The organism is Mucilaginibacter sp. NFR10 (assembly GCF_900100445.1).
GTDB classification, from domain to species: domain Bacteria; phylum Bacteroidota; class Bacteroidia; order Sphingobacteriales; family Sphingobacteriaceae; genus Mucilaginibacter; species Mucilaginibacter rubeus.
In genome coordinates this window covers 297025-320591 of sequence record NZ_FMTV01000006.1, presented here as the reverse complement: position 1 = coordinate 320591, position 23567 = coordinate 297025, and the positions used below count along the sequence as shown (strand labels likewise).

Here is a 23567-nt window from a genome sequence, read left to right as displayed (position 1 = left end):
TTTTAATTAGGCATACATACCATTATTGCACTTCGTAACGTTTATCTACTTTGTAGGTTAACGCCTGCAAATAGTGATAAGGTTTAGGTTTAAAGCCCCCAAGCAGCGAGTGCAAGGGGGCTTTTATTTTACAGCAGTTTTTCTTGCCAATAAAATTTGATCTTTTCACCTATTTTAGTCTTTTGTTTGATATCATAAATGGGCGATCTGAAGAAAGAATTACATCAATTATGTGTTAATCACGTGCGTAAAATCATGGAGGCCGCGGAACTTGCCATAGCCGATGCCCAAAGGGCGTCAACCGATGATACCAAAAGCAGCGCGGGTGATAAATATGAAACCGGGCGTGAAATGATGCAGCAGGAAACCAACCGCAATATGGCGCAGCTAAATGAAGCCAACAAACTATTGGTGGCTTTAAACCGCATCAATACCACCGGGGTATCGATGCATGCCGAATCCGGCAGTGTGATAATTACCAATAACGGCAATTTTTACCTGGCCATTAGCGCCGGTGTTTTGACACTCAATGGCAAAACATTTTTCGCGGTTTCGCCCGCATCTCCAATAGGCAATTTACTTAACGGCAAAAAAGCCGGAGATGAGTTTGCGCTAAATGGAAAACGCTATAAAATTGAGTCGGTTGTTTAGGTTTTTAATACCGATTTATCTTCGGAAAATAACTTTATGTTACTTTAATATTAAAAAAATACGGGCGGCCCATTCTTTCTATATTTATTTTACGAAAACACTATATTTTCAAAACAAAACGGATTGGCCTTTGTATTAATGGATTGGCTTTCACCATTTATTTCCTCAAAAGGGTCAAAAAAATAATTTTTTTTAAAATAAAAGCATTCATTCACATAAACATGCAGTAATCATCAAATATCTATTACTATATTTGATGTTAACAAAACGTGGGTAATTAACAAAGCATGCCCATTAAAAACTAAATATTAATGAACATATTCGTAGGAAGTCTTCCTTTTTCTTTAGGGGAAGCCGATTTAAAGCAGCTTTTCGAAGCTTATGGTGAAGTTAACTCCGTAAAAATTATTATTGACAGGGAATCAGGAAGAAGCAAAGGGTTCGGATTCATTGAAATGGCAGATGATGAGGCAGCACAACAAGCTATAAGCGGCCTAAACGGTTCTGAAGTTAAAGGTAGATCAATTGCAGTAAGCCAGGCAGAAGAGAAAAAACCAGGCGGTGACCGCAGAAGCAGTGGCGGTGGCTACGGTGGTGGTAACCGTGGCGGCGGTGGTTACGGTGGCGGCAACCGCGGTGGCGGTGGCGGCTATTCAAGAGATAACCGTGGCGGCGGCGGCAAAAGCTGGTAAAAATATAATCTAAGGTAAAATACCGGGCTTTTAGGCCGGTATTTTACCTTAAGCATTGCATCTATAATCTACCTTCAGGAAAATAACTTATTTAGGGATTTTTTTTGCCTACGCAAATCTTTATGCCCTATTATCCTCCGGACAGGTTCTTTTATTATTGCATTTTTTGCGGCAGCCTTACCTCAAATACAGTCCCTTCGCCAGGTTTTGAGTAGATACTGATTGTCCCTTTAAGGGTTTCAATCAGATGTTTTACTAGTGCCAGCCCAAAGCCAAAGCCGGCTTCGCCAGTTGTGCCTGCTGTTGACGCTGCATTGCCTTTCAGTATTTTTTCGATACCTTTTTCATCTATGCCAACACCACTGTCCTTCACCTGGATTTGCAGTATGTGGGTATGGTCGTTCAGTTCGAGACTCAGGTCTGCATTAACATAACCGCCGGCCGGAGTAAATTTTATGGCGTTTGAGATGAGGTTCCCCGTTATTTGTAATAGTTTATTCCGGGCAAAGGGAACCCGCTCCGATTCGGATGAGGTTGTAACCGTAAGCAAAATGTTTTTATTGCGGGCTTGTGGAATAAAAAGCCGTTCAATTTTATCTTTAAATACCAGCAGGTTAAATTCCGCCCCATTGGATATGCGTTTATGATCGTTTTTATCAGCACTCAGGATCTCATCTGCAAGCTCCAGTATCGACCGCCCGCTTTTATGGATCAGGTTGGTAAACTCCAGCACTTCTTCTATCTGGTTTGCCTCTCCCTGTTCGCTGATCAGCTGGGCGAGGCCGATGATCCCGCTTAACGGCCCGCGGATATCATGAGCCACCTTTTTTTGAATTTCGCCGGCTTCAGCAAGCTTACTTTTTAATTTGTTAATTACTTTCAGATCTTTTAACCTGCTTAGTATTTCATTAGCAATGATCTTTAAAAGTTCAACCTTTTCGGGAGTGAGTTCTTTAACGTTTTTATCAAGCACACATAAGGCCCCGATATTATGATCGTCGCCTACCTTTAGCGGTATGCCATAATAATATCTTAATTTGGGTCCGTCGGTTACATAAAATTTATCCCGGAAACGTTCGTCATTCCGTAAGTCTTCAACCTCAAAATACTCTCCGTCTATAATAGTATACTGACAAACCGAATCCTCACGCGGCATTTGTTCGATTTCTAAACCATGGCCACTGATGCTCCATTGGGTATAGGAGTCGATAAGGTTAACCAGCGAAACCTCCGTACCGGCAACCTTGGCTGCCAGCTTGGCCAGGTCCTTAAAACTGTCTTTGTGTTCGGTATAATCAAGATCAAACTCCGACAGGCTTAAAAGCCTTTCCATTTCATTATCAGGAATTGGCGGGACAGGCATATTAATATATATTGATAATTATTATATACGTGCTTTTACCCACATAAGATTCAATGGATAATAAACAGGCGTGCATTAAATTTTAGGTAATTGTGTATGCATTATCGTAAATTTATGCCGGTTAATCACATTAACCCCCGCAACTAAAACTATATTATCAACGTAATTGTTTTAACGCACATCAGCGTTAATTAACATAAAATTGAACCCTATGAAAAAACTGCTCTTATTTACATTATTTATCGGCATAGCCACTATAACTTCTGCGCAGCGCAAAATAGTTTGCTGCAGTAATCCATCGGCAACACAGCAGTTTGCCATGCTGGCCTCTGATACCCGGTTCAAAATGTCGCACAAAAATCCTTTGCCAATCCGCTTTCAAAGCAGTATAGGCGAGGTCATCACCTACAAAACATCCGACGGGAAACAGGCATCAGCATTTTTTATGAAAGCTAAAAAACCTACTAACAATTATCTATTGGTGATACATGAATGGTGGGGCCTTAATGACTATGTAAAAAAAGAATCAGAAAAGCTTTATAATGACCTGGGTAACGTCAACATCATTGACCTTGACCTATACGACGGCAAGGTAGCTGCCACACGCGAAGACGCGGGGAAATTTATGCAGGCGGTAAATGACGACAGGGCTCGTGCTATAGTAAACGGAGCCATAGCATATGCCGGCCCCAAAGCACATATCGCTACTATTGGCTGGTGCTTTGGCGGCGGGTGGAGTTTGCAAACCAGCTTACTTGCGGGTAAAAAGGCGGTAGCTTGTGTAATGTATTATGGCATGCCCGAGCAGGATGTAAATAAACTAAAAACCTTAAACGCCGATGTGCTGGGGAACTTCGCCAATAAAGATCAGTGGATTAACCCTAAGGTTGTAGCCAAATTTGATGCTGATATGAAAGCCGCCGGAAAAAAGGTTTATCTGCACCAGTATGATGCCGACCATGGTTTTGCAAACCCGAGCAATCCTATTTATAACAGCGATGCTACCAAATACGCTTATGCAAATACGCTGGTGTTTTTAAAAGCAAGATTGAAGTAAACAAAATTAACAGTATCGTGTTGTATGGGGCAAGCTTTGGCATGCCCCATTTTTTTGTAACATTGCATAAAAATTTATCTACTTGACACGTTCTGCTAAAAAGGTTGTTTCGTATCTTCTTAAGGCCGGTATATTGATAATTGCAGGGTGGTTTATTTACCGGCAGTTCAACAAAAAGAATAACGACCTAAAGCAGTTTGAACATTTCGCATCGCAAATAAGTACTACCCATGTTGTTATTGTTATGGGACTGGTAGTTATATTGATGTTTTTAAACTGGTTTCTGGAAGCGCTTAAATGGCGCTATGTAACCAAAACATTAATCAATATTTCTTTATGGGAAGCTGTTGAGGCGGTTTTTTGCGGCCTTACATGGGCAGTAACCACACCAAACAGGCTGGGCGAATATGGCGGACGTGTGATGTTTTTACCCCCCCGCAAACGTATTCCGGGTATTTTTGCCATGGGCGTAGGTTCATTTAGCCAGGGTTCGGTAACCAATGTTTTGGGCGTAATAGCCATGATCTGGTTCGTAGTCAATTTTATTCATGCCAATTTATTGCTGGCCTGGGGGGTAGTTGCTATCGGCGTTGTAATTGCAGCTATGCAGCTGATATTTTATTTTCATATCAAGTGGGCGGTTACTTTGCTTGACAGGGTTCCGTTCATCAAAAAATATCACCGCTTTTTTGAAGTAATGGGCCGGTATCACACCCACGAGCTTATCAAGATCATGGGTTTTAGCATTGCGCGGTATATCACGTTTTCAATGCAGTATTTTCTGGTTTTTCAGTTGTTGATGCCGCATATGGTTGTTGTACCGATGATGCTGATGCTGATGCTGTTTTTCGTGGTATCATCAGCTATCCCTTCGCTTGATCTTTTTGATATTGGTGTACGCGGCTTTACTGCTTCGCACCTGTTTGTGTATGTGACCGATCAAAATATCGCCGTAATAGCCGGTGTATCGTCAATATGGCTTATTAATTTATTTATTCCTGCTATTTTAGGATCGTTTTTTGTTTTAAAACTCAAATTCTTTTGACCGCGCTGATTAGTATTATTTCATTATTTTCCATGGGCCTTTATGTGCTGTTGCTCATCTATCTCCGGATAGGCTGGGCAAAGGTCACCACCCCTCCGGTTATTGCCCAAACATTTAGCACCAAAGTTACTGTGCTTATTGCGGCCCGTAATGAGGAAGAGAAGATTCACCTTACCATTGAAGATATTTTGGCCCAGGATTATCCCAAACACCTGGTGGAGGTCATTATTGTTGACGATCATTCAACCGATAATACCGCAGCTATCATCAGCAGCTATGCGGCACAGGGCGTAAAGCTGTTGCAGCTTAGGCTTGGCGAAACACTTAACTCCTATAAAAAGAAAGCGATAGCCGAAGCCATTAAGCTTTCAACAGGCGACTTAATGGTAGCAACAGATGCTGATTGCCGCATGGGTAATCAATGGCTGCGTACTATAGTTGGATTTTATGAGCAGCATGACCTGGTTATGATTTCTTCGCCGGTAACTTATTTCCAGGAGCAATCGGTATTTGAGCGCATGCAAACGCTTGATTTTTCATCGCTTATTGGCATGGGGGGCGCGTTTTTAGGCCATGGTTTTGCCGCCACCTGCAACGGGGCAAATTTTGCCTATCGTAAAGATGTATTTTATGAAGTTGGCGGTTTTACCGGCATTGATGACCTGGCCTCGGGCGATGATGAACTTTTGTTGCACAAGGTTGGAGAACGTTATCCCGGCAGGATAGCCTTTTTAAAACGGCGCGAGGCAATTGTATATACCCACGCAAAGCCTAATTTAAAAGAGTTTATGCAACAACGGCGCCGCTGGGCATCAAAATCAACCAAGTACAAAAATAAAAAAATGGTTGCCTTTGCGCTTAGTATCTGGCTGTGTAATTTTATGCTATTGTTAACCGCCGTGCTGGGTATTTTCGATAGCTGTTTCCTGAAATTGTTTTTGCTTACTATCGGAATTAAATATGCGATAGACTTGTTATACATGACACCGATCATGAACTTCTTAAAACGACGCGAACTGCTGCTGTACGTAAGCTTTGTTTTGCCGCTTAATATCCTTTATTTCGTCATTATCGGTTTTTTAGGAAAAAATAAGAAGTATGCCTGGAAAGGCAGAATCGTTAAATGAGCTAAAAACTCAAGGCTAAAAGCATAAAGCTGAAATTGGGGCTTAACCAAAGCAGACCAGATGTACTGGATTTAGTCATGCCAGGCTCGTAAGCTTTATGCTTTCGGCCTTCAGCTTTCTGCTTTGAGCTTTCAGCTATCTAAATGTAAAGAAAGCCGTCCTTATTGCTAATTGCACCTATTTAAGCGATATTTAGCCAGTACACATGAACTATTAACACATTGGCCAAAATTACACCAGCAAAACGCACCTGGCGTGTTTTTAAGCGTAATAAAATTGCTTTAGGCGGGCTTGCATTTATCCTGCTTACGCTGCTTGTTGCGATACTGGGCTACCTCATTATGCCCGATGATACGCCCCTGGCCAATAATATGGTCATACAGCTCAGTATAAAAAAGCCAGGCTCAACCTATATGATGTTAAAGCTCAGGAAAGCGGAGGCTGTTGATACCGTAAATTTGTTCAGCAGGATGCTGTATGGGCAGCCGTCGTTTTATAAAGAAGTTCCCGTTACCGGGTATCATTTCGTTAAAGATTCTATTTACGTTAACGGATATATTGGCGATGAAGATAAGCCCGAGAAAAAAGCCTACAATATTTTTGAGGTAATGACCGGGCAAAAGCCGGTTTATAAAAACGGGAGGGTTACTTTTAATTATAACGGCCAAATTGTTGCCCTGCCTGCAATCCCGGCTGTTTATCAAAAGTTTGAAGCCCGCTTACGGGAGGAGAATATCGGGGCTAAAACCTTTTTACTTGGTACTGATGGTTATGGCCGGGATATGCTAAGCCGCCTGCTGCTGGGCACACGGATCTCGCTTGCTGTTGGTTTAATGTCGGTTATCATCAGTATGCTGCTGGGCGTAACTGTAGGTGCGGTAGCGGGTTATTTGGGGGGATGGGTTGATGCCTCATTAAGCTGGCTGATGAATATTTTATGGGCGCTGCCGGCCCTGTTACTGGTGATAGCCATATCATTTGCGTTGGGTAAAGGACTATGGCAAATATTTATAGCCGTTGGCCTTTCCATGTGGGTTGAAGTGGCGCGCCTGGTGCGCGGTCAGGTAATGGGCCTTAAACAGGTGGAGTACATCGAGGCCGCAAGGGCATTGGGTTTTAGCAACAAGCGCATTATAGCTAAACATATTTTGCCCAACATAACCGGGCCAATACTGGTTTTGGCCTCCTCAAACTTTGCCTCAGCTATACTTTTAGAGGCGGGCCTTAGTTTTTTGGGTTTTGGTGCACAACCACCTATGCCAACCTGGGGCGGCATGATCAAGGAACATTATGGTTATATTGTTATGGATTCGGCTTTTTTGGCTATCATTCCTGGTATGGCAATTATGCTGCTGGTTTATGCTTTTAACCTGGTTACTGTTGGCTTGCGCGATGCCTTTGATATAAAATCACAAAGTACTCGTATTTAAAAATTATTTCTTCTATTTTAGTCAGCGTACTTATATCAATATGCTGAATATAGACGACGGTTCCGGCGAAGACGAATTGATCAGGCTTTTGCTCAAACGGCAGTCGGAATTAAATTCTTTATTGGAAATTACGCGGGCCATAAACAAAAACACCGCTACTCCTATCCTCATTCAAATGCTGGAAGTTATCCTGCAAAACTATTTGCAGGTAGGTAAACTCAGGTTTTTGATTGAAAAAGATGATAAATTTGCCTGTATAGCCAAGTATGGCGGCGACGTTGAATCGTCGGTAGTGCTGGCCCGTGCGTGTAAAAAGCTGAGTAAGGTTAAAGCACCTATAGCTATTGCCGGGCACCGCGACCCTGTCCTTAAAAAATATAATTACTTTATCCCGGTATATCACAAAAGCAAGGCACTTGCCTACGCCCTTATCGGCGATTTTAATACCTCGGGCGAGATGCTTAATAATGATCTCAATTTCATCCAAACGCTGATGAACGTGATCATTGTGGCACTTGAAAATAAAAAACTTTTCCGCGAACGGCTGCAATCAGAACGTTTTTTGCGCGAGATGGAGCTTGCCGTAGAAGTGCAGAATATGCTGATCCCCATGCGTGAGCATAAAGACGACAGTGTGGAGATCGGGGCTAAGTATCTTCCGCATCAAAACATAGGCGGTGATTATTTTGATTTTATCCGCCTTAATGAGCATGAGTTTTTATGGTGTATTGCCGATGTATCGGGTAAGGGTATTTCGGCTGCTTTGCTGATGGCCAATTTCCAGGCCAGCCTGCATGCCTGGGCGGCGGTTGAGGATGATTTGACCAATATTATTGACCGTTTAAACAAGATCGTGCTCAGCAATACCAAAGGCGAACGGTTTATCACCCTGTTCCTTGCGCGATATAATCAAAAAAAACGGCGGCTTAATTATATCAATGCAGGGCACAACCCAACTATACTTTATTCAGAAGGCGGGGCCATTCCACTTAAACTGGGTACCACCATGATTGGGGTTTTTGAAGATCTGCCTTTTTTAAACGAGGGCGAAGTTGATGTGGAGCCCGGCAGCCTGATCTTTAACTATACAGATGGGCTCATGGATTTTGAATCGCCCAGCACCAAAATATGGAATGAGGATAAATTACTTGATTTTGTGCTTGCGCATGGCGAGCTATCGCCCGATAATTTTAACCAGGCGCTGTTGGATTATTTGAGCAACGTTTATAAAAGCAAGCCTATTGATGATATTACCCTGCTTACGCTAAAAATTTTTTAAGCAAAGGATGCGTTAACCACATGTTGAAAAACTCATCATACTAATTGTTTTACTAACACGTTTACAACTCTTATTATATTTGCCGGATGTTATCAGCCAGGTACCAGTACGAATTTTTGGAAGCAGGATGCGATGAAGCGGGACGCGGATGTTTGGCCGGGCCTGTTTTTGCCGCCGCAGTTATTTTACCGCCTGATTTTGATCATCACCTGCTAAACGATTCTAAGCAAGTTACTGAAGAGATAAGGTACCAGCTTCGGGCCGAAATTGAGGAAAAAGCGGTGGCTTATGCCGTAGCATCTGTTGATAATCTGGAGATAGATGAGATCAATATTCTCAACGCGTCATTCCTGGCCATGCACCGGGCCATCGAAAAATTACATCTTGAACCCCAGTTTCTGATCATCGACGGCAATCGCTTCAAAAAATACCGGAACATCCCACATGAGTGTATTATACAAGGCGATGGAAAATATTTCAGCATAGCGGCTGCATCTATCCTAGCCAAAACCTACCGCGACGATTATATGATGCAAATAGCGGCCGAACACCCGGAATATGAATGGCATACCAATAAAGGCTATCCAACCATTAGGCACCGCGAAACCGTAATGAAGATTGGTTTTACGCCCTATCACCGCCGCACTTTCAGGGTTACCGATCCGCAGTTAAGTATTTTTTAATGAAGTTTTGAATACCACGTTCAGGATGGTATTTTTGTTAAAAACCAAATCCACCGTTTGAAGATCCTAATTTTAACACATCGTGTCCCATTTCCGCAGAATGGCGGTTACGCTATTGTGGTTTGCAATACCATAAAAGGGCTGATTGCACTTGGGCATGAAGTTGCATTGGTGGCTTTAAACGGGAAAAGATATCATGGTAGTGTACAAACAGACGAAGATGAGCTAATGCAGAAGATCAGGTACACATCATATGACATTAACATTAATATATCTGTACTTGATTCCATAACCAATCTGTTCAGCAAAAAATCAAACGACGTTGATCGTTATTACAATGCCGAATTTGAAAAACTCCTGCTACGCGAATTGCGCCAGACATCATACGATGTTATCCAGTTTGAAGGCCTGTTTGTAACGCCTTACCTGGCCGCTATGCGTAAGCATACCAAAGCCAGGTTGATTTACCGGTCGCATAATATTGAACACCAGGTATGGATGAGGCTGGCACAACGAAAAAGCGACCTGTTTAAGAAGTGGTACCTGCATTTGCTGGCCCGCCGGGTGAAAGATTATGAACTGCAGCAGCTTAATAAATTTGATGCCATTGCTGTATTTACCAATGAAGATAAAAAAACGCTGTTATCCTACGGTGTTACCATTCCGGTTGATATTTTTCCGGTAGGTATTTCCCTGACCGATTATAAGCCGGACTATAATAAAACGGAGTTTCCAAGTTTGTTTTTTTTAGGTTCGTTAGATTGGATGCCCAACCGGGAAGGGATTGAATGGTTTATTGAGAATTTTTATAAAGACCTTACCGAGGGCGATCTGCGCGTAAAATTTTATGTTGCCGGACATAACATCCCCGATAGCTTTGATGATTATGAAGCGATGGGAAAGATCTTTATCCAGGGTGAGGTTGACGATGCATCTGAGTTTGTGAATAGTAAGGCTATTATGGTAGTGCCCTTGCTTTCAAGTGGTGGCATGCGGGTTAAAATAGTAGAGGGTATGGCGATGGAAAAATGCATTATCTCTACCTCATTAGGTGCCGAAGGCATCAATTTTACCAATGGCACTAATATCCTTATTGCTAATAACCGGCAGGAGTTTTATGATGCCATTGAACGCTGTATTACCGACGAAGAATTTTGCCGTAATATTGGCCTCAACGCCCGCCGTTTAATTGAAGAACAGCACGATGTACATGTAATAGCACCGGGCCTTGTTGCTTTTTATCAAAGCCTGAACGTTGATTTACCTGAATAAGAGATTCCCTATACCGTTGTTGGTGTGACAACAATTTCTCCGCTGCCAACTGCCACTGAAAACTGCCACTGCCAACTAATCTACTGTTGCTGTTGTTGTTGCTGCTGAATGATCTCCATATATCGCTGATAGCTGTTTTTAGGAAATTCGGCTACCGTGTGCATAGCCGGCGATTCGTGGGTTTTATCCTCAAAAACAATAGTATCTGCATCGTCAACAATTACTGACACTTCCAGCTTGTGGCCGTAGGCGCCTTTATAAACACCTTTAACCGGCGAACAATCTGAAAAATTGCGGCCCACGGCCAGGCGTACGTGGGTTTCATTGGCAATACAGTTATTTGTAGGGTCGATGCCAAGCCAGCCATAGTCGGGCACATACACTTCGGCCCAGGCATGGGTTGCTCCCTCGCCGCGCATAGCGCTGCTATGGGTACAGATATAACCACTTACATAACGGGATGGTATTTTAAGCTGGCGGAGCATCACCATTAATATATGGGCAAAATCCTGGCAAACGCCGGCTTTAAGCTTCCATACTTCATCCAGTGTAGTTTCAACAGTGGTAACGCCTTTGATGTACTCAAAATTTTTATAAACCCAGCCGCAAAAACGAAGTGCTATCTGAAAGGGCGTTTCATCTTTACGCCGTTCCTGCTCAACTATTTCCTGTAGCTCGGGCAGGCCTTCAAAATATTCCTGCTTTAAAAAATCAATATAGGGCACCATGTATTGAAGCCGCTTAAGGTCCTCCCATTGCTGCTCCGGAAAAATATCATTAACCGGAAGGGGGCGCTGTCGGGTAATGACAACCAGCTTTGAGTTTATAACCAGCATATTATGCTGGTTGCTGTAGGTGAAACTGCCAACCTCGTTGCCATAGTAATCGATATGAGTATCAACAACCGGGCTGCCTGTTATATTTAGCTCCTGTTTTACCACTTCCTGGTATTCATCTTTTATCGGGAACAGGATGATTTGGTTGGCACTGTCACGAACAGGGCCTTCATAGGTGTATTTGGTGATATGTTGGATCTTAAATTCAGGCATTGTTTTAATTTTTTAATTTGAGGATTTGAAAATTTGAAAATGAAAAGATAGACCGGCATTTTCAAATCTTCAAATTGTGATCATGAATTAGCAAAGTAATGCTGGTTTAATGAATTGCCTATGCCGTATAGCTCACTCCTGATCTGGGTGAGGAACAAGTGCAAGCCCTCCTGCTTGATACTTTTTACCGAACTATACTTTATGCGGCTTTGCAACCGGCCTATCTGAAACGACATTTCCCTGTAGTCATCGGCATTGCTGTCATTCTTCAATCTGTCGAAATAACGCTGAATATTATTTACCGAATAAATAACCGAGCGCGGAAAATCGTTGTTCAGAACAACCTGCTCCAAAACATTTTCGGCCTCAAACCCCTCACGATAGGTTTTTAAATACAGTTCGTACCCACCCAATGAAAGCAGCAGGTGTTTCCAGTAAGTGGTATCCGTAAGCAGATCGGGGTTGTCGCTTATCGAGCTGAATTTAGTATCCAAAATATCAACCGACTGGATGGCCCGTTCCAGGTATTTGCCAATGTTCATAAATGCACGGCCTTCGCCGCGCTCCATAGTAATCTCCACTGTGCCGTAATAAAGCATTACTTGTTTTATCAGCACGTCCAGTACCCCTATCGGGTCTTCCCGGTGCAGGGCGCGTTCCAGTCGCGGATCTTTTACGGTGTGGTAATATTCATTCAGGCATTGCCAAAGGTCCTTGGTAATGTGCTCCTGTACGCCGCGTGCATTTTCACGCGCCAGTGTAATGATGTTGAGTATGGAATTAGGGTTGTTTTTCCCGGTAACCATATACTTTAAAACCGACCGGCTGTCGTTGTCCAGCTTTTCGGCTTCACCGGCGTTTAGTCCGGCAAAGATCCGCATTACGGGTTCCCAGGTAAATTCCTGCACCGTATCCTGCGATGACGCATAATTAATTTTGAGCATCCGCAGCATACCATCGCTGCGCTCAATGTAACGGCTTAACCAATAAAAACTTGCTGCAACCCTGCTTAACATATGATCTGAATTTCGGAATTAGGATGTTCAATTTCGGATTTACTTGGCTCCGCATCCTTCTTGTTTTTTATTTTGATTTAAAAGCCTTTTACCTCTCAGGCTAACACCCACGTGTCCTTACTGCCGCCACCCTGCGAACTGTTTACCACCAGTGAACCTTCTTTTAAAGCCACACGGGTTAAACCGCCGGGTACTATTTCAATGCCATCGGGGCCGTACAGCGCATATGGCCTTAAATCAACCCTGCGTGGCTTCAGTTCTCCCTGCATATAACAAGGCGCCGCCGAAAGACTGATGGTTGGCTGTGCTATGAAGTTACGCGGATCTTTCAGGATTTCCTTTTTATATTCATCTATTTCCTGTTCGCTTGCCGCATGTCCCATCAGCATCCCGTAGCCGCCGCTGCCATTGGTTTTTTTAACCACCATTTTATTGAGGTTTTTAAATACCATTTCGCGTTCATCCGGATTGCCTAACTGGTGTGTTGGTACGTTTTTGAGTATGGGTTCTTCGTTCAGATAATAGCGGATCATATCCGGTACATAGGCATAAACAGCCTTATCGTCGGCTACGCCGGTGCCTGTTGCATTTACTATGGCTACGTTTCCTTTACGGTAAGCGCCCATAAGGCCTGCCACGCCAAGCATACTTGCCGGGTTAAATACCAGAGGGTCAAGAAATTCATCGTCCACCCGGCGGTAGATCACATCAACCTGTTGCAGCCCGGTGGTGGTTTTCATGTACACTTTATGGTTGTTCACTACCAGGTCGCGTCCTTCTACCAATTCAACCCCCATCAGGCGGGCCAGCGTGGTATGCTCAAAATAGGCCGAATTATAAATACCCGGCGTAAGTAAAACAATAGTTGGGTTATGGATCTGCCGGGGTGAAAGCGCCAGCAGGTTTTTATATAGTATTGACGGATATTCGGTAACGCTGCGCACACTGCATTGCGGCAGCAGGTCGGGAAATAAGCGTTTGGTGATCTCCCTGTTCTCGAGCATATAGCTTACGCCCGATGGGGTGCGCAGGTTATCTTCGAGCACGTAAAAAGTGCCGTCTTCATCACGGATAAGGTCGATGCCCGAAATATGTACATAAATATCATAAGGCACCTGGAGCTGGTACATCTCGCGCAGAAAGTGCGGACACGAATAAATAATATCAATAGGTACTATGCCGTCCTTTACAATAAACTGATTATGGTATATATCCTTCAGAAATAAATTAAGCGCGTTAAGGCGCTGCTTGATGCCACGCTCAACAAAAGCCCATTCATCGGCAGTGATGATACGGGGGATAATATCAAAAGGAAAGATCTTTTCGATGCCTTCGCCGCTGTTATAAACGGTAAAGGTGATGCCCTGGCTCATGAAAAGGCGCTTGGCAAGCTCTTCCTTTTTGTTCAGGTCGTCGGCCGATTCCTTCGAAATGTAGTCAATAACTTTACGGTAATGTTCCCGAACATTAGCGTCCAAGCCATACATTTCGTCCCAAACATTATCAATTGGGCTGTATTTGTCAAAATAAGCTGATTCTTCCATGAAAAAATTACAATAAATTAAAAATTGACAATCAGTTATCTTTCAGAATTGTAATTTATGAAGTGTTTTTGATAAAAAAGCAAATTATTTTGAAATTTTTGAAGATATTTTAACCAAATTTTCAATTCGTGGTGGTTTTTAAAATATAATTCTTGTGTTTATCGGGGCGTTAATATAAAAATGACGGGCTTTAACGTATTAAACAAGGGCATTCAATTCTCCTCCCGCTTTCCTAAAATCCGAAGGGTTCATACTTCTGTATTTTTTAAAAATGCGGTTCAGGTGGCTTTCATCATTAAAACCAAGCTCATTGGCAATTTCAACCATACGCATGTTGCTGTGCAGTAAACGGTTCTCAATCAGCTTCAGTTTGTAATTGATGATATACTGCTGCATAGTTTCGCCGGTATGTTTTTTAAAATACTGACCAAGGTAGTTTTCAGAGATTCCGGCTTTATCGGCTATGACTTTAGCTTTTAGTTTTTCGGGGAAGTAGATGTTGGCCTGGATGTATTGCAGGATATCAAGCGTTTTTTCTTCGGTGTTCTCACTAACATCATCGGGCATGCTCATAGCCACATTACGAGCGGCGATTACTATAACCGTATTGATATATTGCTGAAGGAGCGCTTTACTGTAAAGCCCTTTTTTTTCTTTTTCACTGATGATGGCCTGCATAATGGGTTTTACAACGGCTTTGTCTTCATCGGTTTTTAATATGCATCCCGGTGCCTGGCCTGCGTTTTTTAGCAGAAAATTGAGATGCTCGGCTGTTTCGCTGCTAAGGCCGCGATCTTTAATGTAAAGTGGGTTGAAACGGATAAACAGAAACTGTGTTTCGGTTAGTATCTCAAAATAATGTGAATCATCAGGTGTAAGTAAAAACAGGTGACCGGGTTTATAGGTAAACTTGCTTTTGTTTATGCACTGCTTTCCGGTGCCGCTTATGATATAAATAAACTCGAAAAAGCTGTGTGAGTGTTCGCTGCGGGGACAGGCGCTGAGTGGTTCGCGCAAAACAACTTCAAAAGGCTGGTATAAATTATCTTTTACCATAGTGTAAATGTACAAATGTTACGAGGGATTGTACAAGGAATATGGCCGCCTCCTTGTATAATTTTGTATTGTAATTAAACAACAACACAATGGAAACTCAAAATACAACAATGCAGGCCCTTATCGCTCCTGAAGCAAATGCGCCTTTCACAATAACCGTAGTTGACCGCCCAATTGCCTCCAAAGGCCAGGTACTGGTGCGTATTATAGCCAGTGGCGTCAGCGTATTGGATAATAAGATCCGTACAGGTAAAGGGGGGCATGCCAGGCAGCCCTTACCTGCCATTTTAGGGATGGACTTTGCCGGCATAGTTGAAGCAGTTGGTGCTGATGTAAATACTTTTAAACCTGGCGACGAAGTGTATGGCCTTGCCGGTGGTATTGGTGGGCTACTGGGTACTTACGCGCAATATGCTGCCTTTGATGCAGACCTGCTTGCCATTAAACCATCTCACTTAAGTTTCAGACAGGCGGCTTCGATGCCGCTTAACTTTATTACTGCCTGGGAAGGCCTCGTAGACAGAGCAAATGTGCGTGAGGGACAAAAAGTGCTGGTACATGGTGGTGCCGGAGGCGTTGGCCATTTAGCGGTTCAGGTAGCGAAAGCCTTTGGCGCGGATGTATATGCTACCGGCAGCGCGGCCCAGCAACAATATATTGAAAGCATTGGCGCTACTTTTATCGATTATCGTGCCTCAACTGTTGACGAATATGTGAACAATTATACTAACGGCGAAGGGTTTGACATTGTATATGATACCCTGGGCGGAGCCACTTTAGATGCATCATTTAATGCGGTACGTTATTATACCGGTCATGTGGTAAGCTGCCTGGGTTGGGGTGAGCATAAGCTGGCGCCCTTATCATTCCGGGGAGCTACATATTCCGGGGTGTTTACTTTGATGCCGATGCTCACCGGTAGAGGCCGCAAACATCATGGTGAAATTATGCAGGAGGCTACAAAACTTGCTGAGGCCGGCAAAATTGTTCCGCTGGTGGATGAGCGTACATTTACATTGGCTACCGCCAATCAAGCCCACGAGATCTTAGAGAATGGTAAGACGAACGGTAAGCTGGTGATTGACGTTGCGGAGTAAGGTGGCTCGCCCTAAAATAAGCTGACCTCTCCATTTTAAAAGTCCTGTGCTTTAAAACGGCCTGAATAACGGGCGGCTGATCAATGGTGAAAACGACCAGGGGATGGAACTTAAAATAACCAGCAGGGCAATGGTTAGCCAAATGGCCGTGATTTTAAATTTGTCCTTATCAAGTGTTTTTCGTTTGGCTTTTGATGAGGCAATGGTGATCAGCGTAATGCCGATCAGCATCATGGTAACGTGCTCCATGCCAAAAAACCTGATCTGCCGCTCGTGCACCGCCTCTTTAAAATGGCTGATGAAGTAATTGGCTATCGGACTGATGAAATACAGCCAGAGCCCAATAGTTAGCTGGATATGGGCAATATTGGTGGTAATAACCCGTACGCGGTCGTCGAATTTTGAATAGCTTTTGTTAGTAAGCCATCCGCTGTAAGCGCGATAAAGGGCAAAAAGCAGGCTGGCCAAAACAAACCAGCGTGTAAGAGAGTGTAATGCTAAAATAAAAGCGTACATATATTAATGTATGACGACGGGCAAAGGAAAAGATTTTATCCGAAATAAAATTATTTTGATGCCGATCCCCTTATATAAATTTCACCGGGTTTATCAGTTGGGCGCCTTCCGGCAACAGGGCCTTTGCGGGCTTCAGGCGCCAGCATCCATATGTTGATCGTTACATCCGGCGACCCATCTTTATTCTTTTTCCAGGTTAGGTTTATTTCGTTGATGTCCTGCGCTGAAATGAGCGTACTTTCATCGTCAACAAAATAGCCGTCAACAGCAAACCTCACATTACCACTTACTCCAAACCTCCTTTTTATATCTTCAAAAGTATTTGTTTCAATTTTCACTCCTTTTTTAAGGGTTATCATTATTATACCAAACCTGCTTAGGTTGGCGACGTTTGCCGGAACATCCTTGTCTTTAAAAACGGTCAACCAGGTAACATCATTTGGATTTATATGGCCAAGACCGGTAATGATTTTGGAGTTAACAATAATTAATGGCTGCCGTTCCTTTGCATCAGGTAAATGGCGGTATAAGGAATCGGCGGGAGACTTAGATTGGTAGCTTTTATATGTATTAGTTGTGTCTTTAAACGAGGGGCTTTGATTGGGGTTTAACAAAGCTTTGCCGGTATCTGGCTTTGCCTGCAAAGGTTGAGCTGATTTGCTTTGCGGCGGTGGCGTTTGAGGTAGGACTGCCTGGGCAAAAGCGGTAATTCCATAAAATAAACACACTAAAACAGCCAAGAGATTTTTCATGTTGTGATTTTACGGATAAGATGCAGGCGCTGTGTAATTTCCATAAATTAAATTAATTAAAAGAAAGCAATTTGATATTTTAGTGCTCTACTAAACCTGGCCTTAAATATGAATAAGATTCAAGCCCTTTTGATCTGTTTTGCTTTATTTTTCATTGCACTATTCTGCTATATATACTATGAATATTCTATGTTTGACGACAAGCAGATTAGAGCGTATACACACACCAATCACTATAAAATAAAATCAGTTAGGAACGACCACTACCAATGGTATGTTCATATTATGGTAGATAAAAGCGATGGAAAACGAATCTTTAAATTATATCCATTTGAGCATAAATATTATTCGCAGGAAATAACCCTTATCCAAAACAGAGCTGATTCATGGTATTACCGTATTTCCCAAAAAGGGGCATTATATAGCGTAATTGCACTAAGCTCTGATATGCAATCTGTTGAGATATATGAATTAACGGGCGACTAAACCCTTTTATAACGGGTTAGTAATCCACCATGTATTTCCGAACGGATCTTTTACCCCTGCGCTCCTGCCGTATGGTTGATCGGCCGGCGGCATAATGCTTTCGGCCCCGCTATCAATGGCCTTCTGGTAAGTTTCGTCACAGTTTTCTACATATACAAACATACCTGCATTTTGCTGCTGATAAGTATCGGTACAATCGGCAAACATGATGGTGCTGCCATTGATGTTAACCTCGGCGTGCATAATGGTGTGTTCATCGCGCATGGTTTTAAACTGTTCCGTTGCACCAAAAACCTTTTGGGTAAACCCGATAAACAGAGCGCCATTTTTAACAATGAGGTAAGGCATTACAGCCTGGTAATTTTCGGGAATGTTTATTGTTGCCATAATTTGTTTTTTTCTCAAAATTAGCTGTCCCTCTGTTCTCAAAATTGTAAAAACCGGACATTATATGTTCCGGTATTCAGTTCCCTCAGCCTTGCCTGAAAAATAAAAGCCCGGATGATAGCCTGTAAACTCCTTCACATCATGAATAAAGTGCGACTGGTCATAATACCCGCATTCCAGTGCTATCTGCGTTAATGTTTTATCTGCATTATATTGAGTCAGAACATCCTGAAGGCGCACCAGCCGCATATAAGTTTTAGGGCTAAAGCCCGCTGACTCCTTAAATTTACGGTCGAACTGCCGTGAAGACAAGTTATAGGCCTCGGCCAGCTCGCCAACTGTTCTGTACTGTTTATTGTGGATCACATCCCTGATAGCGATCGCCATCCGTTCATCCTTTAACACATTTTGACGTAAGCGCACAATTAAAAAACGAGACAATATCTCTGCTCGTTTATAGTTATTTCCGGCTAACATGATCTGCTCTTCCAGCTCCCGGCCGGGCCGGCTTAAAAACGTATCGAAATCAAATGCGAGGTTGCTGGTTTGGCTGCTGGGGGTATTAAAAAAATAAGGCACGGCAAAAGGATAAATATAGGCGCCAAAAATGCCAAAGCTTTCGGTTGTTATAAACCTGCGGTATTGTGTAGTTTGAAATTGAATGCCTGATAAGCTTGGGCTTTGCTCATTCTTCTCCTTCAATTCATTAAACGATGAATGGTAGTGAAATACCAATTCGGCACAGGCATCAGCAACAGAACGATAAATATATGACGAATGATCCGGCTCCAGCTCATGCTCAAGCACCCAGTAAAATCTTACATAGGGTTTCAACTCGGCCGGTGGCTGGATCGTGAAATAGCGCATCGTTCTGATTTGGGATTGCGGATATTCGATTTCGGAATTAAATAAATTTAGGGTTTTTATTTAAAAGATGACCATCAGCCAGTTTAGTTATATGATAAAAATCCAGAGGTATTTTATTTCAGGATAACTTCTCTCCCAAGATGTGGGATATTATTTCGTATAATGAAATCTAAGTGAGTAAACTGTTATAATATGGTCTTCTACTTTGTAAACAATACGATGTTCCTGGTTAATGCGTCTTGACCATGCACCCGAAAGGTTGTGTTTTAGTGCTTCAGGTTTACCGATACCTTTGAACGGATCAATTTGTATTGCCTGCATCAATTGACGAATCCGTTTAAGAATAATGATATTTCCGCTCTTCTTCCAGTATTCGAGATCAGCCAGCGCTTCGTCAGTAAAATTTATAGTTTCCATATGTCATCAAGGTTAAGTTTGGTGACTTTACCTTGATGCTCTTGCTCAATTGATTTTTGCAGATGCTGAGCATTTGCTTCTGAAGAAAGCAAGTAAGCAGTATCATCCGTTATTTCACTCGTTTTATAATCAACATGCAGGGCATCCAAAAAAATCCGGATAGCAGTTTCCTGATCTGCATCTGCAGGATGTATGGTTAATGTTGTCATATATCAAATATACCCGTTTTTATTTCAACCGTCAAATCTGTCTAAAATACAACCCGATACAGCCCCTGCAAATAAGGGGGCAAATCCGAAATCAAAATCCCTAATTTCGAAATTCCCTTACAACCCTTTAGTTATAGCCTCATATACCACGTCCTGAATCCTCGGCCTGATATTAAGGCTCAGCAGCTTGCTGGCTACCGATGGGTTCACCCTGTTTGACAGGAATACATATACCAGGTTATATTTAGGATCAACCCAGATACAGGTGCCGGTAAAACCAGTATGTCCAAAAGCCTGGTCTGATGCCAGTTTTGAAGGATAATGTCTTTCGGCTATCGGATCCCAGCGGTCAAAACCCAGTCCGCGGCGGCTCACCGGCGATTGTTTGGACGTGAACAGGTCAACAACCTCCGGCTTAAAATATTGGGCACCGCCATAACTCCCCTTGTTTAAAACCATCTGGTATAATATAGCCACATCATTGGCACTGCCAAACAGACCGGCATGCCCGGCAACACCGCCCAAAAGCGCCGCTGTTGGGTCATGTACATATCCATCCAGTAATGACATGCGGTACTCCTTATCGTTTTCGGTAGGGATTATCCTGTCGGGCGTAAAGCGGTATAAGGGTAAAAAGCCTGCGGTTTGCATCCCCAGCGGGGTATAAAAATGCTGCTGTACATAAACGTTGAGCGGTACGGCAGTAATGTTTTCAACAACCTCCTGCATAAATAGCATGCTTACATCACTATATACGTACTGCCCCCTTGTTTTCAGCGGCGAGTTCAGCATGTCGGGCAGCATTACATCTTTGTAATAGTCTTTACGCAGGTAATAATGATCAGATACTTTTGTCGGGTAAGCGGCAGACGAATCTGTACTGTGATCAGTTGGCTTTACCTTCTCAAACGACTGGATATCGGGGATCAGGCCCGCCTGGTGCAGCAGCACTTCGCGGATCCGGATATCGTTTTTATTGCTTTTACGGGCAAGGGGAATATAATCGCCAAGGGTTTTCTCCAGGCTTAATTTACCCTGGTCGGTAAGCTGCATGGTTTCCATAGTGGTTGCCGATACTTTGGTCATGGAGGCAAGGTCAAATATATCGGTCAGCTTGTCGGGTATTACATTATCATAGGTATGATAACCGTAAGCTTTATTAAATATCACCTTGCCATCTTTGGCAACCAACACCACGCAGCCGGGGGTGGCATGCTCACGGATGGCTTCCTGTGCTATTTTATCTATTCCCTGCAGGTTGGCAGTATTTATGCCAGCTTCTTCAGGGACAGTATATTGCAGTCTCGTTTTCTCGGTAGCAAAACCCATCCCGGTTTTATAAACGGGACTATAGTTTTTTGCTAATTTTTGAGAGATACTTACCCCGCCAAATATTGCTTCGGCACTGTACATGGCCGATACCTGAGATACCCGTTCCGCCCAGATCACGGGGGCGGTTATAACATCAAGCTTGCTCAATAGCGAACCGCTGCCAAAAGCCGCGACAATTATGTTCTTGTTTTTTTGATTGGTGCTGATAAAGTCAATCACATCCGGATTGCTTAAATCGGCATCATTTACCTGTACTATAATGGTGTTGTAAAACTTCAGGTCGGAAGTAAGATTGGCCAGCGTTTTATTACCCGAATAAGCGGCACCATCAAACAGCTGTACATTGTCATATTTATTAAGTAAGCTATCAAAAACGGCGGCGTACTGGTTATTGAAATGTACACTGGCAATTTTCAAATCCTCCAGCTTTTGCAGCGGCACCAGGTATGAGGCATTGTTAAGCAACACAGTAGAGTTGCCAACCAACCTTTCTTCGGCAATGAAGGCCTGTCCTGTTAACGGCGGATTTTGCGCGCAAGCGGTATTAAATAAAGCAAATCCTAATAGTACTAAAGGAACACGGCCCCACTTATTTTTTATCATATACTTTAACTCCGTTTATATAGGTCTTTGTCACTTTGGTTGCCGGGATCTCGCTGCCTTTTATCTTCATAATATCCTTATCCAGTATCACGAAGTCGGCGTATTTACCAGGCTCGATGCTGCCTTTTTCCTTTTCTTCAAAATTGGCTTTGGCAGCCCATATGGTCATACCTTTTAACGCTTCAACCCGGCTCAGAGCGTTTTCAGGTTGAAAACCACCTTCCGGAAAACCTTTCAAATCCTTGCGCTCAACCGCTGCATAGAACGTATAAAGCGGATTAATGTTCTCAACCGGGAAATCGGTACCCAAAGGGATCCAACCGTTTTGCTTTAACAATTGTTTATAGGCATAAGCCGTTTTAAGCCGTTCGCGGCCCAGTCTTTTACCGGCCCAGTACATATCTGATGTCGCGTGTGTAGGCTGTACCGATGGAACAATACTGTATTGACCAAACATGTCCAGGTCTTGCGGTGATACTATCTGCGCGTGCTCGATACGCCACCTCAGGTCGTTTTTACCTTTTAAGTTAGCAGCATAAATCTTAAGCATTACCCGCACTGCCGAATCGCCGATGGCATGGGTACACATCTGAAAACCGCGGGCCGCTATTTTGGGAGCTATTTCTTCAAAATGTTTTGGGTTACTCAGTAAAAAGCCGCTCCATTTGGCCGAGTCGGCATAAGGTTTTAGCAGGCAGGCCCCTCTTGAACCGAGGGCGCCATCGGCATAAACTTTAAAAGCCCTTACATTTAACCGGGGTGTTTTAACAACTCCCTTCTTAAACAGGTAATCATAATTTTCCTGCCTGTCGGCCAGCATCACATACAGGCGCATTTTCAGGTCGCCTTTATTTTGCAGCTCGGCAATGGTGTTTACCATTGTATAAGGCAGCCCGCAATCATCAACGGTAGTTAAGCCAGCGGCAAAACAATTTTTTTGTGCCGATAGCAAGGCTGTATCTATAATAGCGGCTGTAGGTTCCGGAATTTTACGGGTAACTATACCTACCGCGTTATCAACCAAAATGCCGGTAAGTTTCCCGTTACTGGTTTCTATTTCGCCGCCATTAATGGTTTGCCCCGGTTTAACACCGGCAATGTTCAGTGCGGCCTGGTTGGCTATTGCGGCGTGCCCGTCAACGCGGCTAAGGATCACCGGCCTCATCGGGAACAGCGAATCCAGCTTTGCCTTATCGGGGAAATGTTTATTAGTCCAGTCGTTTTGGTCCCAGCCATTACCGATGATCCAGCCATCGGTATTACGTTCGGCATAAGCTTTTACCGAGTCAATAATTTCGGGCCAGCTGTGGGTGCCTACCAGGTTTACTTCCTGCAGGCCCATACCATATTCATAAAAATGGGCGTGGGCGTCAATAAAGCCGGGATAAACCGCGGCGCCCTGCGCGTCAACTACTTCGCGGGCGTTGTATTTTTGTTCAAGGGAATCGGCATTGCCTACTGCAAGTATCTTTCCTCCGCTTACTACAAATGCGCCTGCTGTTGTAAAATTGCTATCTACGGTGTACACAACCGCGTTTTTTACCAGCATATCGGCATTGTATTCCTTTTGTTTGCAGGCCGCTGCCAATAATAGCAGCGCGGGCAATAGTCTCTTCATAAAGTAATTGTATGTTTAT

The 23567-nt window shown here is 43.3% G+C and carries 24 protein-coding genes; 11 read left to right on the top strand and 13 right to left on the bottom strand.

Features of this window, described 5'->3' with window-relative positions:
• The first annotated feature begins 255 nt into the window (after positions 1 to 255).
• Together BLP33_RS20505 and BLP33_RS20500 are read left to right on the top strand one after the other, a co-directional pair.
• Positions 256 to 651 (top strand): GreA/GreB family elongation factor, encoded by a 396-nt coding sequence (locus BLP33_RS20505; RefSeq protein WP_229701676.1) that lies wholly within the window; start codon positions 256 to 258, stop codon positions 649 to 651.
• Between the two features lie 311 nt (positions 652 to 962).
• Complete coding sequence (locus BLP33_RS20500; RefSeq protein ID WP_090532614.1) at positions 963 to 1343, top strand: RNA recognition motif domain-containing protein; 381 nt, start codon at positions 963 to 965, stop codon at positions 1341 to 1343.
• A 154-nt stretch (positions 1344 to 1497) separates the two neighbouring features.
• Here the strand turns inward: BLP33_RS20500 and BLP33_RS20495 are convergent, their stop codons facing one another.
• Entirely contained in the window at positions 1498 to 2706 is a 1209-nt protein-coding gene (locus BLP33_RS20495; RefSeq protein ID WP_090532612.1) for a sensor histidine kinase, read from the bottom strand.
• A gap of 211 nt (positions 2707 to 2917) precedes the next feature.
• On the opposite strand from BLP33_RS20495, the gene BLP33_RS20490 reads away from it, so the two are divergent.
• From BLP33_RS20490 to BLP33_RS20460, 7 genes are all read left to right on the top strand, one after another.
• Positions 2918 to 3763, top strand: a complete 846-nt coding sequence (locus tag BLP33_RS20490) for a dienelactone hydrolase family protein (protein WP_090532610.1) — start codon at positions 2918 to 2920, stop codon at positions 3761 to 3763.
• An 82-nt stretch (positions 3764 to 3845) separates the two neighbouring features.
• Positions 3846 to 4808 (top strand): lysylphosphatidylglycerol synthase domain-containing protein, encoded by a 963-nt coding sequence (locus BLP33_RS20485; RefSeq protein ID WP_090532608.1) that lies wholly within the window; start codon positions 3846 to 3848, stop codon positions 4806 to 4808.
• Complete coding sequence (locus BLP33_RS20480; RefSeq protein WP_229701675.1) at positions 4805 to 5935, top strand: glycosyltransferase family 2 protein; 1131 nt, start codon at positions 4805 to 4807, stop codon at positions 5933 to 5935. The genes BLP33_RS20485 and BLP33_RS20480 overlap by 4 nt, the downstream gene beginning before the upstream one ends.
• 221 nt (positions 5936 to 6156) lie before the next feature.
• Positions 6157 to 7365 carry an ABC transporter permease gene (locus tag BLP33_RS20475; protein WP_090532606.1) on the top strand — a complete coding sequence of 403 codons (1209 nt, stop codon included), beginning with the start codon at positions 6157 to 6159 and terminating at the stop codon, positions 7363 to 7365.
• Positions 7366 to 7405: 40 nt separating this feature from the next.
• Positions 7406 to 8644, top strand: coding sequence for a PP2C family protein-serine/threonine phosphatase (locus tag BLP33_RS20470; RefSeq protein WP_090532604.1), 1239 nt, complete (start codon positions 7406 to 7408; stop codon positions 8642 to 8644).
• Positions 8645 to 8730: 86 nt separating this feature from the next.
• A complete protein-coding gene (locus tag BLP33_RS20465; protein WP_090532602.1) occupies positions 8731 to 9327 on the top strand; it encodes a ribonuclease HII in 597 nt (198 codons plus the stop codon).
• 57 nt (positions 9328 to 9384) lie between these two features.
• On the top strand, positions 9385 to 10599 hold the full coding sequence (locus BLP33_RS20460) for a glycosyltransferase family 4 protein (protein ID WP_090532600.1): 1215 nt from the start codon (positions 9385 to 9387) through the stop codon (positions 10597 to 10599).
• A gap of 80 nt (positions 10600 to 10679) precedes the next feature.
• On the opposite strand, the gene BLP33_RS20455 is transcribed toward BLP33_RS20460, so the two are convergent.
• From BLP33_RS20455 to BLP33_RS20440, 4 genes are all read right to left on the bottom strand, one after another.
• Complete coding sequence (locus tag BLP33_RS20455; RefSeq protein WP_090532598.1) at positions 10680 to 11648, bottom strand: transglutaminase family protein; 969 nt, start codon at positions 11646 to 11648, stop codon at positions 10680 to 10682.
• A gap of 80 nt (positions 11649 to 11728) precedes the next feature.
• Entirely contained in the window at positions 11729 to 12664 is a 936-nt protein-coding gene (locus BLP33_RS20450; protein ID WP_090532596.1) for an alpha-E domain-containing protein, read from the bottom strand.
• Positions 12665 to 12759: 95 nt separating this feature from the next.
• A complete protein-coding gene (locus BLP33_RS20445; protein ID WP_090532594.1) occupies positions 12760 to 14208 on the bottom strand; it encodes a circularly permuted type 2 ATP-grasp protein in 1449 nt (482 codons plus the stop codon).
• A gap of 198 nt (positions 14209 to 14406) precedes the next feature.
• Entirely contained in the window at positions 14407 to 15264 is an 858-nt protein-coding gene (locus BLP33_RS20440) for an AraC family transcriptional regulator (protein ID WP_090532592.1), read from the bottom strand.
• A gap of 89 nt (positions 15265 to 15353) precedes the next feature.
• Here BLP33_RS20440 and BLP33_RS20435 point away from each other — a divergent pair, with 89 nt between their 5' ends.
• Positions 15354 to 16361, top strand: coding sequence for a zinc-dependent alcohol dehydrogenase family protein (locus BLP33_RS20435; protein WP_217633197.1), 1008 nt, complete (start codon positions 15354 to 15356; stop codon positions 16359 to 16361).
• 51 nt (positions 16362 to 16412) lie between these two features.
• On the opposite strand, the gene BLP33_RS20430 is transcribed toward BLP33_RS20435, so the two are convergent.
• Together BLP33_RS20430 and BLP33_RS20425 are read right to left on the bottom strand one after the other, a co-directional pair.
• The gene (locus tag BLP33_RS20430; RefSeq protein ID WP_090532590.1) at positions 16413 to 16877 is read right to left on the bottom strand and encodes a hypothetical protein; all 465 of its coding nucleotides are present in this window, start codon (positions 16875 to 16877) and stop codon (positions 16413 to 16415) included.
• A 50-nt stretch (positions 16878 to 16927) separates the two neighbouring features.
• On the bottom strand, positions 16928 to 17629 hold the full coding sequence (locus BLP33_RS20425; protein WP_090532588.1) for a hypothetical protein: 702 nt from the start codon (positions 17627 to 17629) through the stop codon (positions 16928 to 16930).
• A 189-nt stretch (positions 17630 to 17818) separates the two neighbouring features.
• Here BLP33_RS20425 and BLP33_RS20420 point away from each other — a divergent pair, with 189 nt between their 5' ends.
• Entirely contained in the window at positions 17819 to 18115 is a 297-nt protein-coding gene (locus BLP33_RS20420) for a hypothetical protein (RefSeq protein WP_139160032.1), read from the top strand.
• Positions 18116 to 18121: 6 nt separating this feature from the next.
• Here the strand turns inward: BLP33_RS20420 and BLP33_RS20415 are convergent, their stop codons facing one another.
• From BLP33_RS20415 to BLP33_RS20390, 6 genes are all read right to left on the bottom strand, one after another.
• Positions 18122 to 18502: a VOC family protein gene (locus BLP33_RS20415; RefSeq protein ID WP_175490074.1), complete on the bottom strand. Its 381-nt coding sequence runs from the start codon at positions 18500 to 18502 to the stop codon at positions 18122 to 18124.
• 60 nt (positions 18503 to 18562) lie between these two features.
• Positions 18563 to 19369 carry a helix-turn-helix domain-containing protein gene (locus BLP33_RS20410; RefSeq protein ID WP_090532585.1) on the bottom strand — a complete coding sequence of 269 codons (807 nt, stop codon included), beginning with the start codon at positions 19367 to 19369 and terminating at the stop codon, positions 18563 to 18565.
• A 150-nt stretch (positions 19370 to 19519) separates the two neighbouring features.
• Entirely contained in the window at positions 19520 to 19786 is a 267-nt protein-coding gene (locus BLP33_RS20405) for a Txe/YoeB family addiction module toxin (protein ID WP_090532583.1), read from the bottom strand.
• Positions 19774 to 19995 carry a DUF2683 family protein gene (locus BLP33_RS20400; RefSeq protein ID WP_090532581.1) on the bottom strand — a complete coding sequence of 74 codons (222 nt, stop codon included), beginning with the start codon at positions 19993 to 19995 and terminating at the stop codon, positions 19774 to 19776. The genes BLP33_RS20405 and BLP33_RS20400 overlap by 13 nt, the downstream gene beginning before the upstream one ends.
• Before the next feature lie 117 nt (positions 19996 to 20112).
• Entirely contained in the window at positions 20113 to 21930 is a 1818-nt protein-coding gene (locus BLP33_RS20395; RefSeq protein ID WP_090532579.1) for a serine hydrolase domain-containing protein, read from the bottom strand.
• Positions 21917 to 23548, bottom strand: a complete 1632-nt coding sequence (locus tag BLP33_RS20390) for an amidohydrolase (RefSeq protein ID WP_090532577.1) — start codon at positions 23546 to 23548, stop codon at positions 21917 to 21919. The genes BLP33_RS20395 and BLP33_RS20390 overlap by 14 nt, the downstream gene beginning before the upstream one ends.
• Positions 23549 to 23567: the final 19 nt, after the last annotated feature.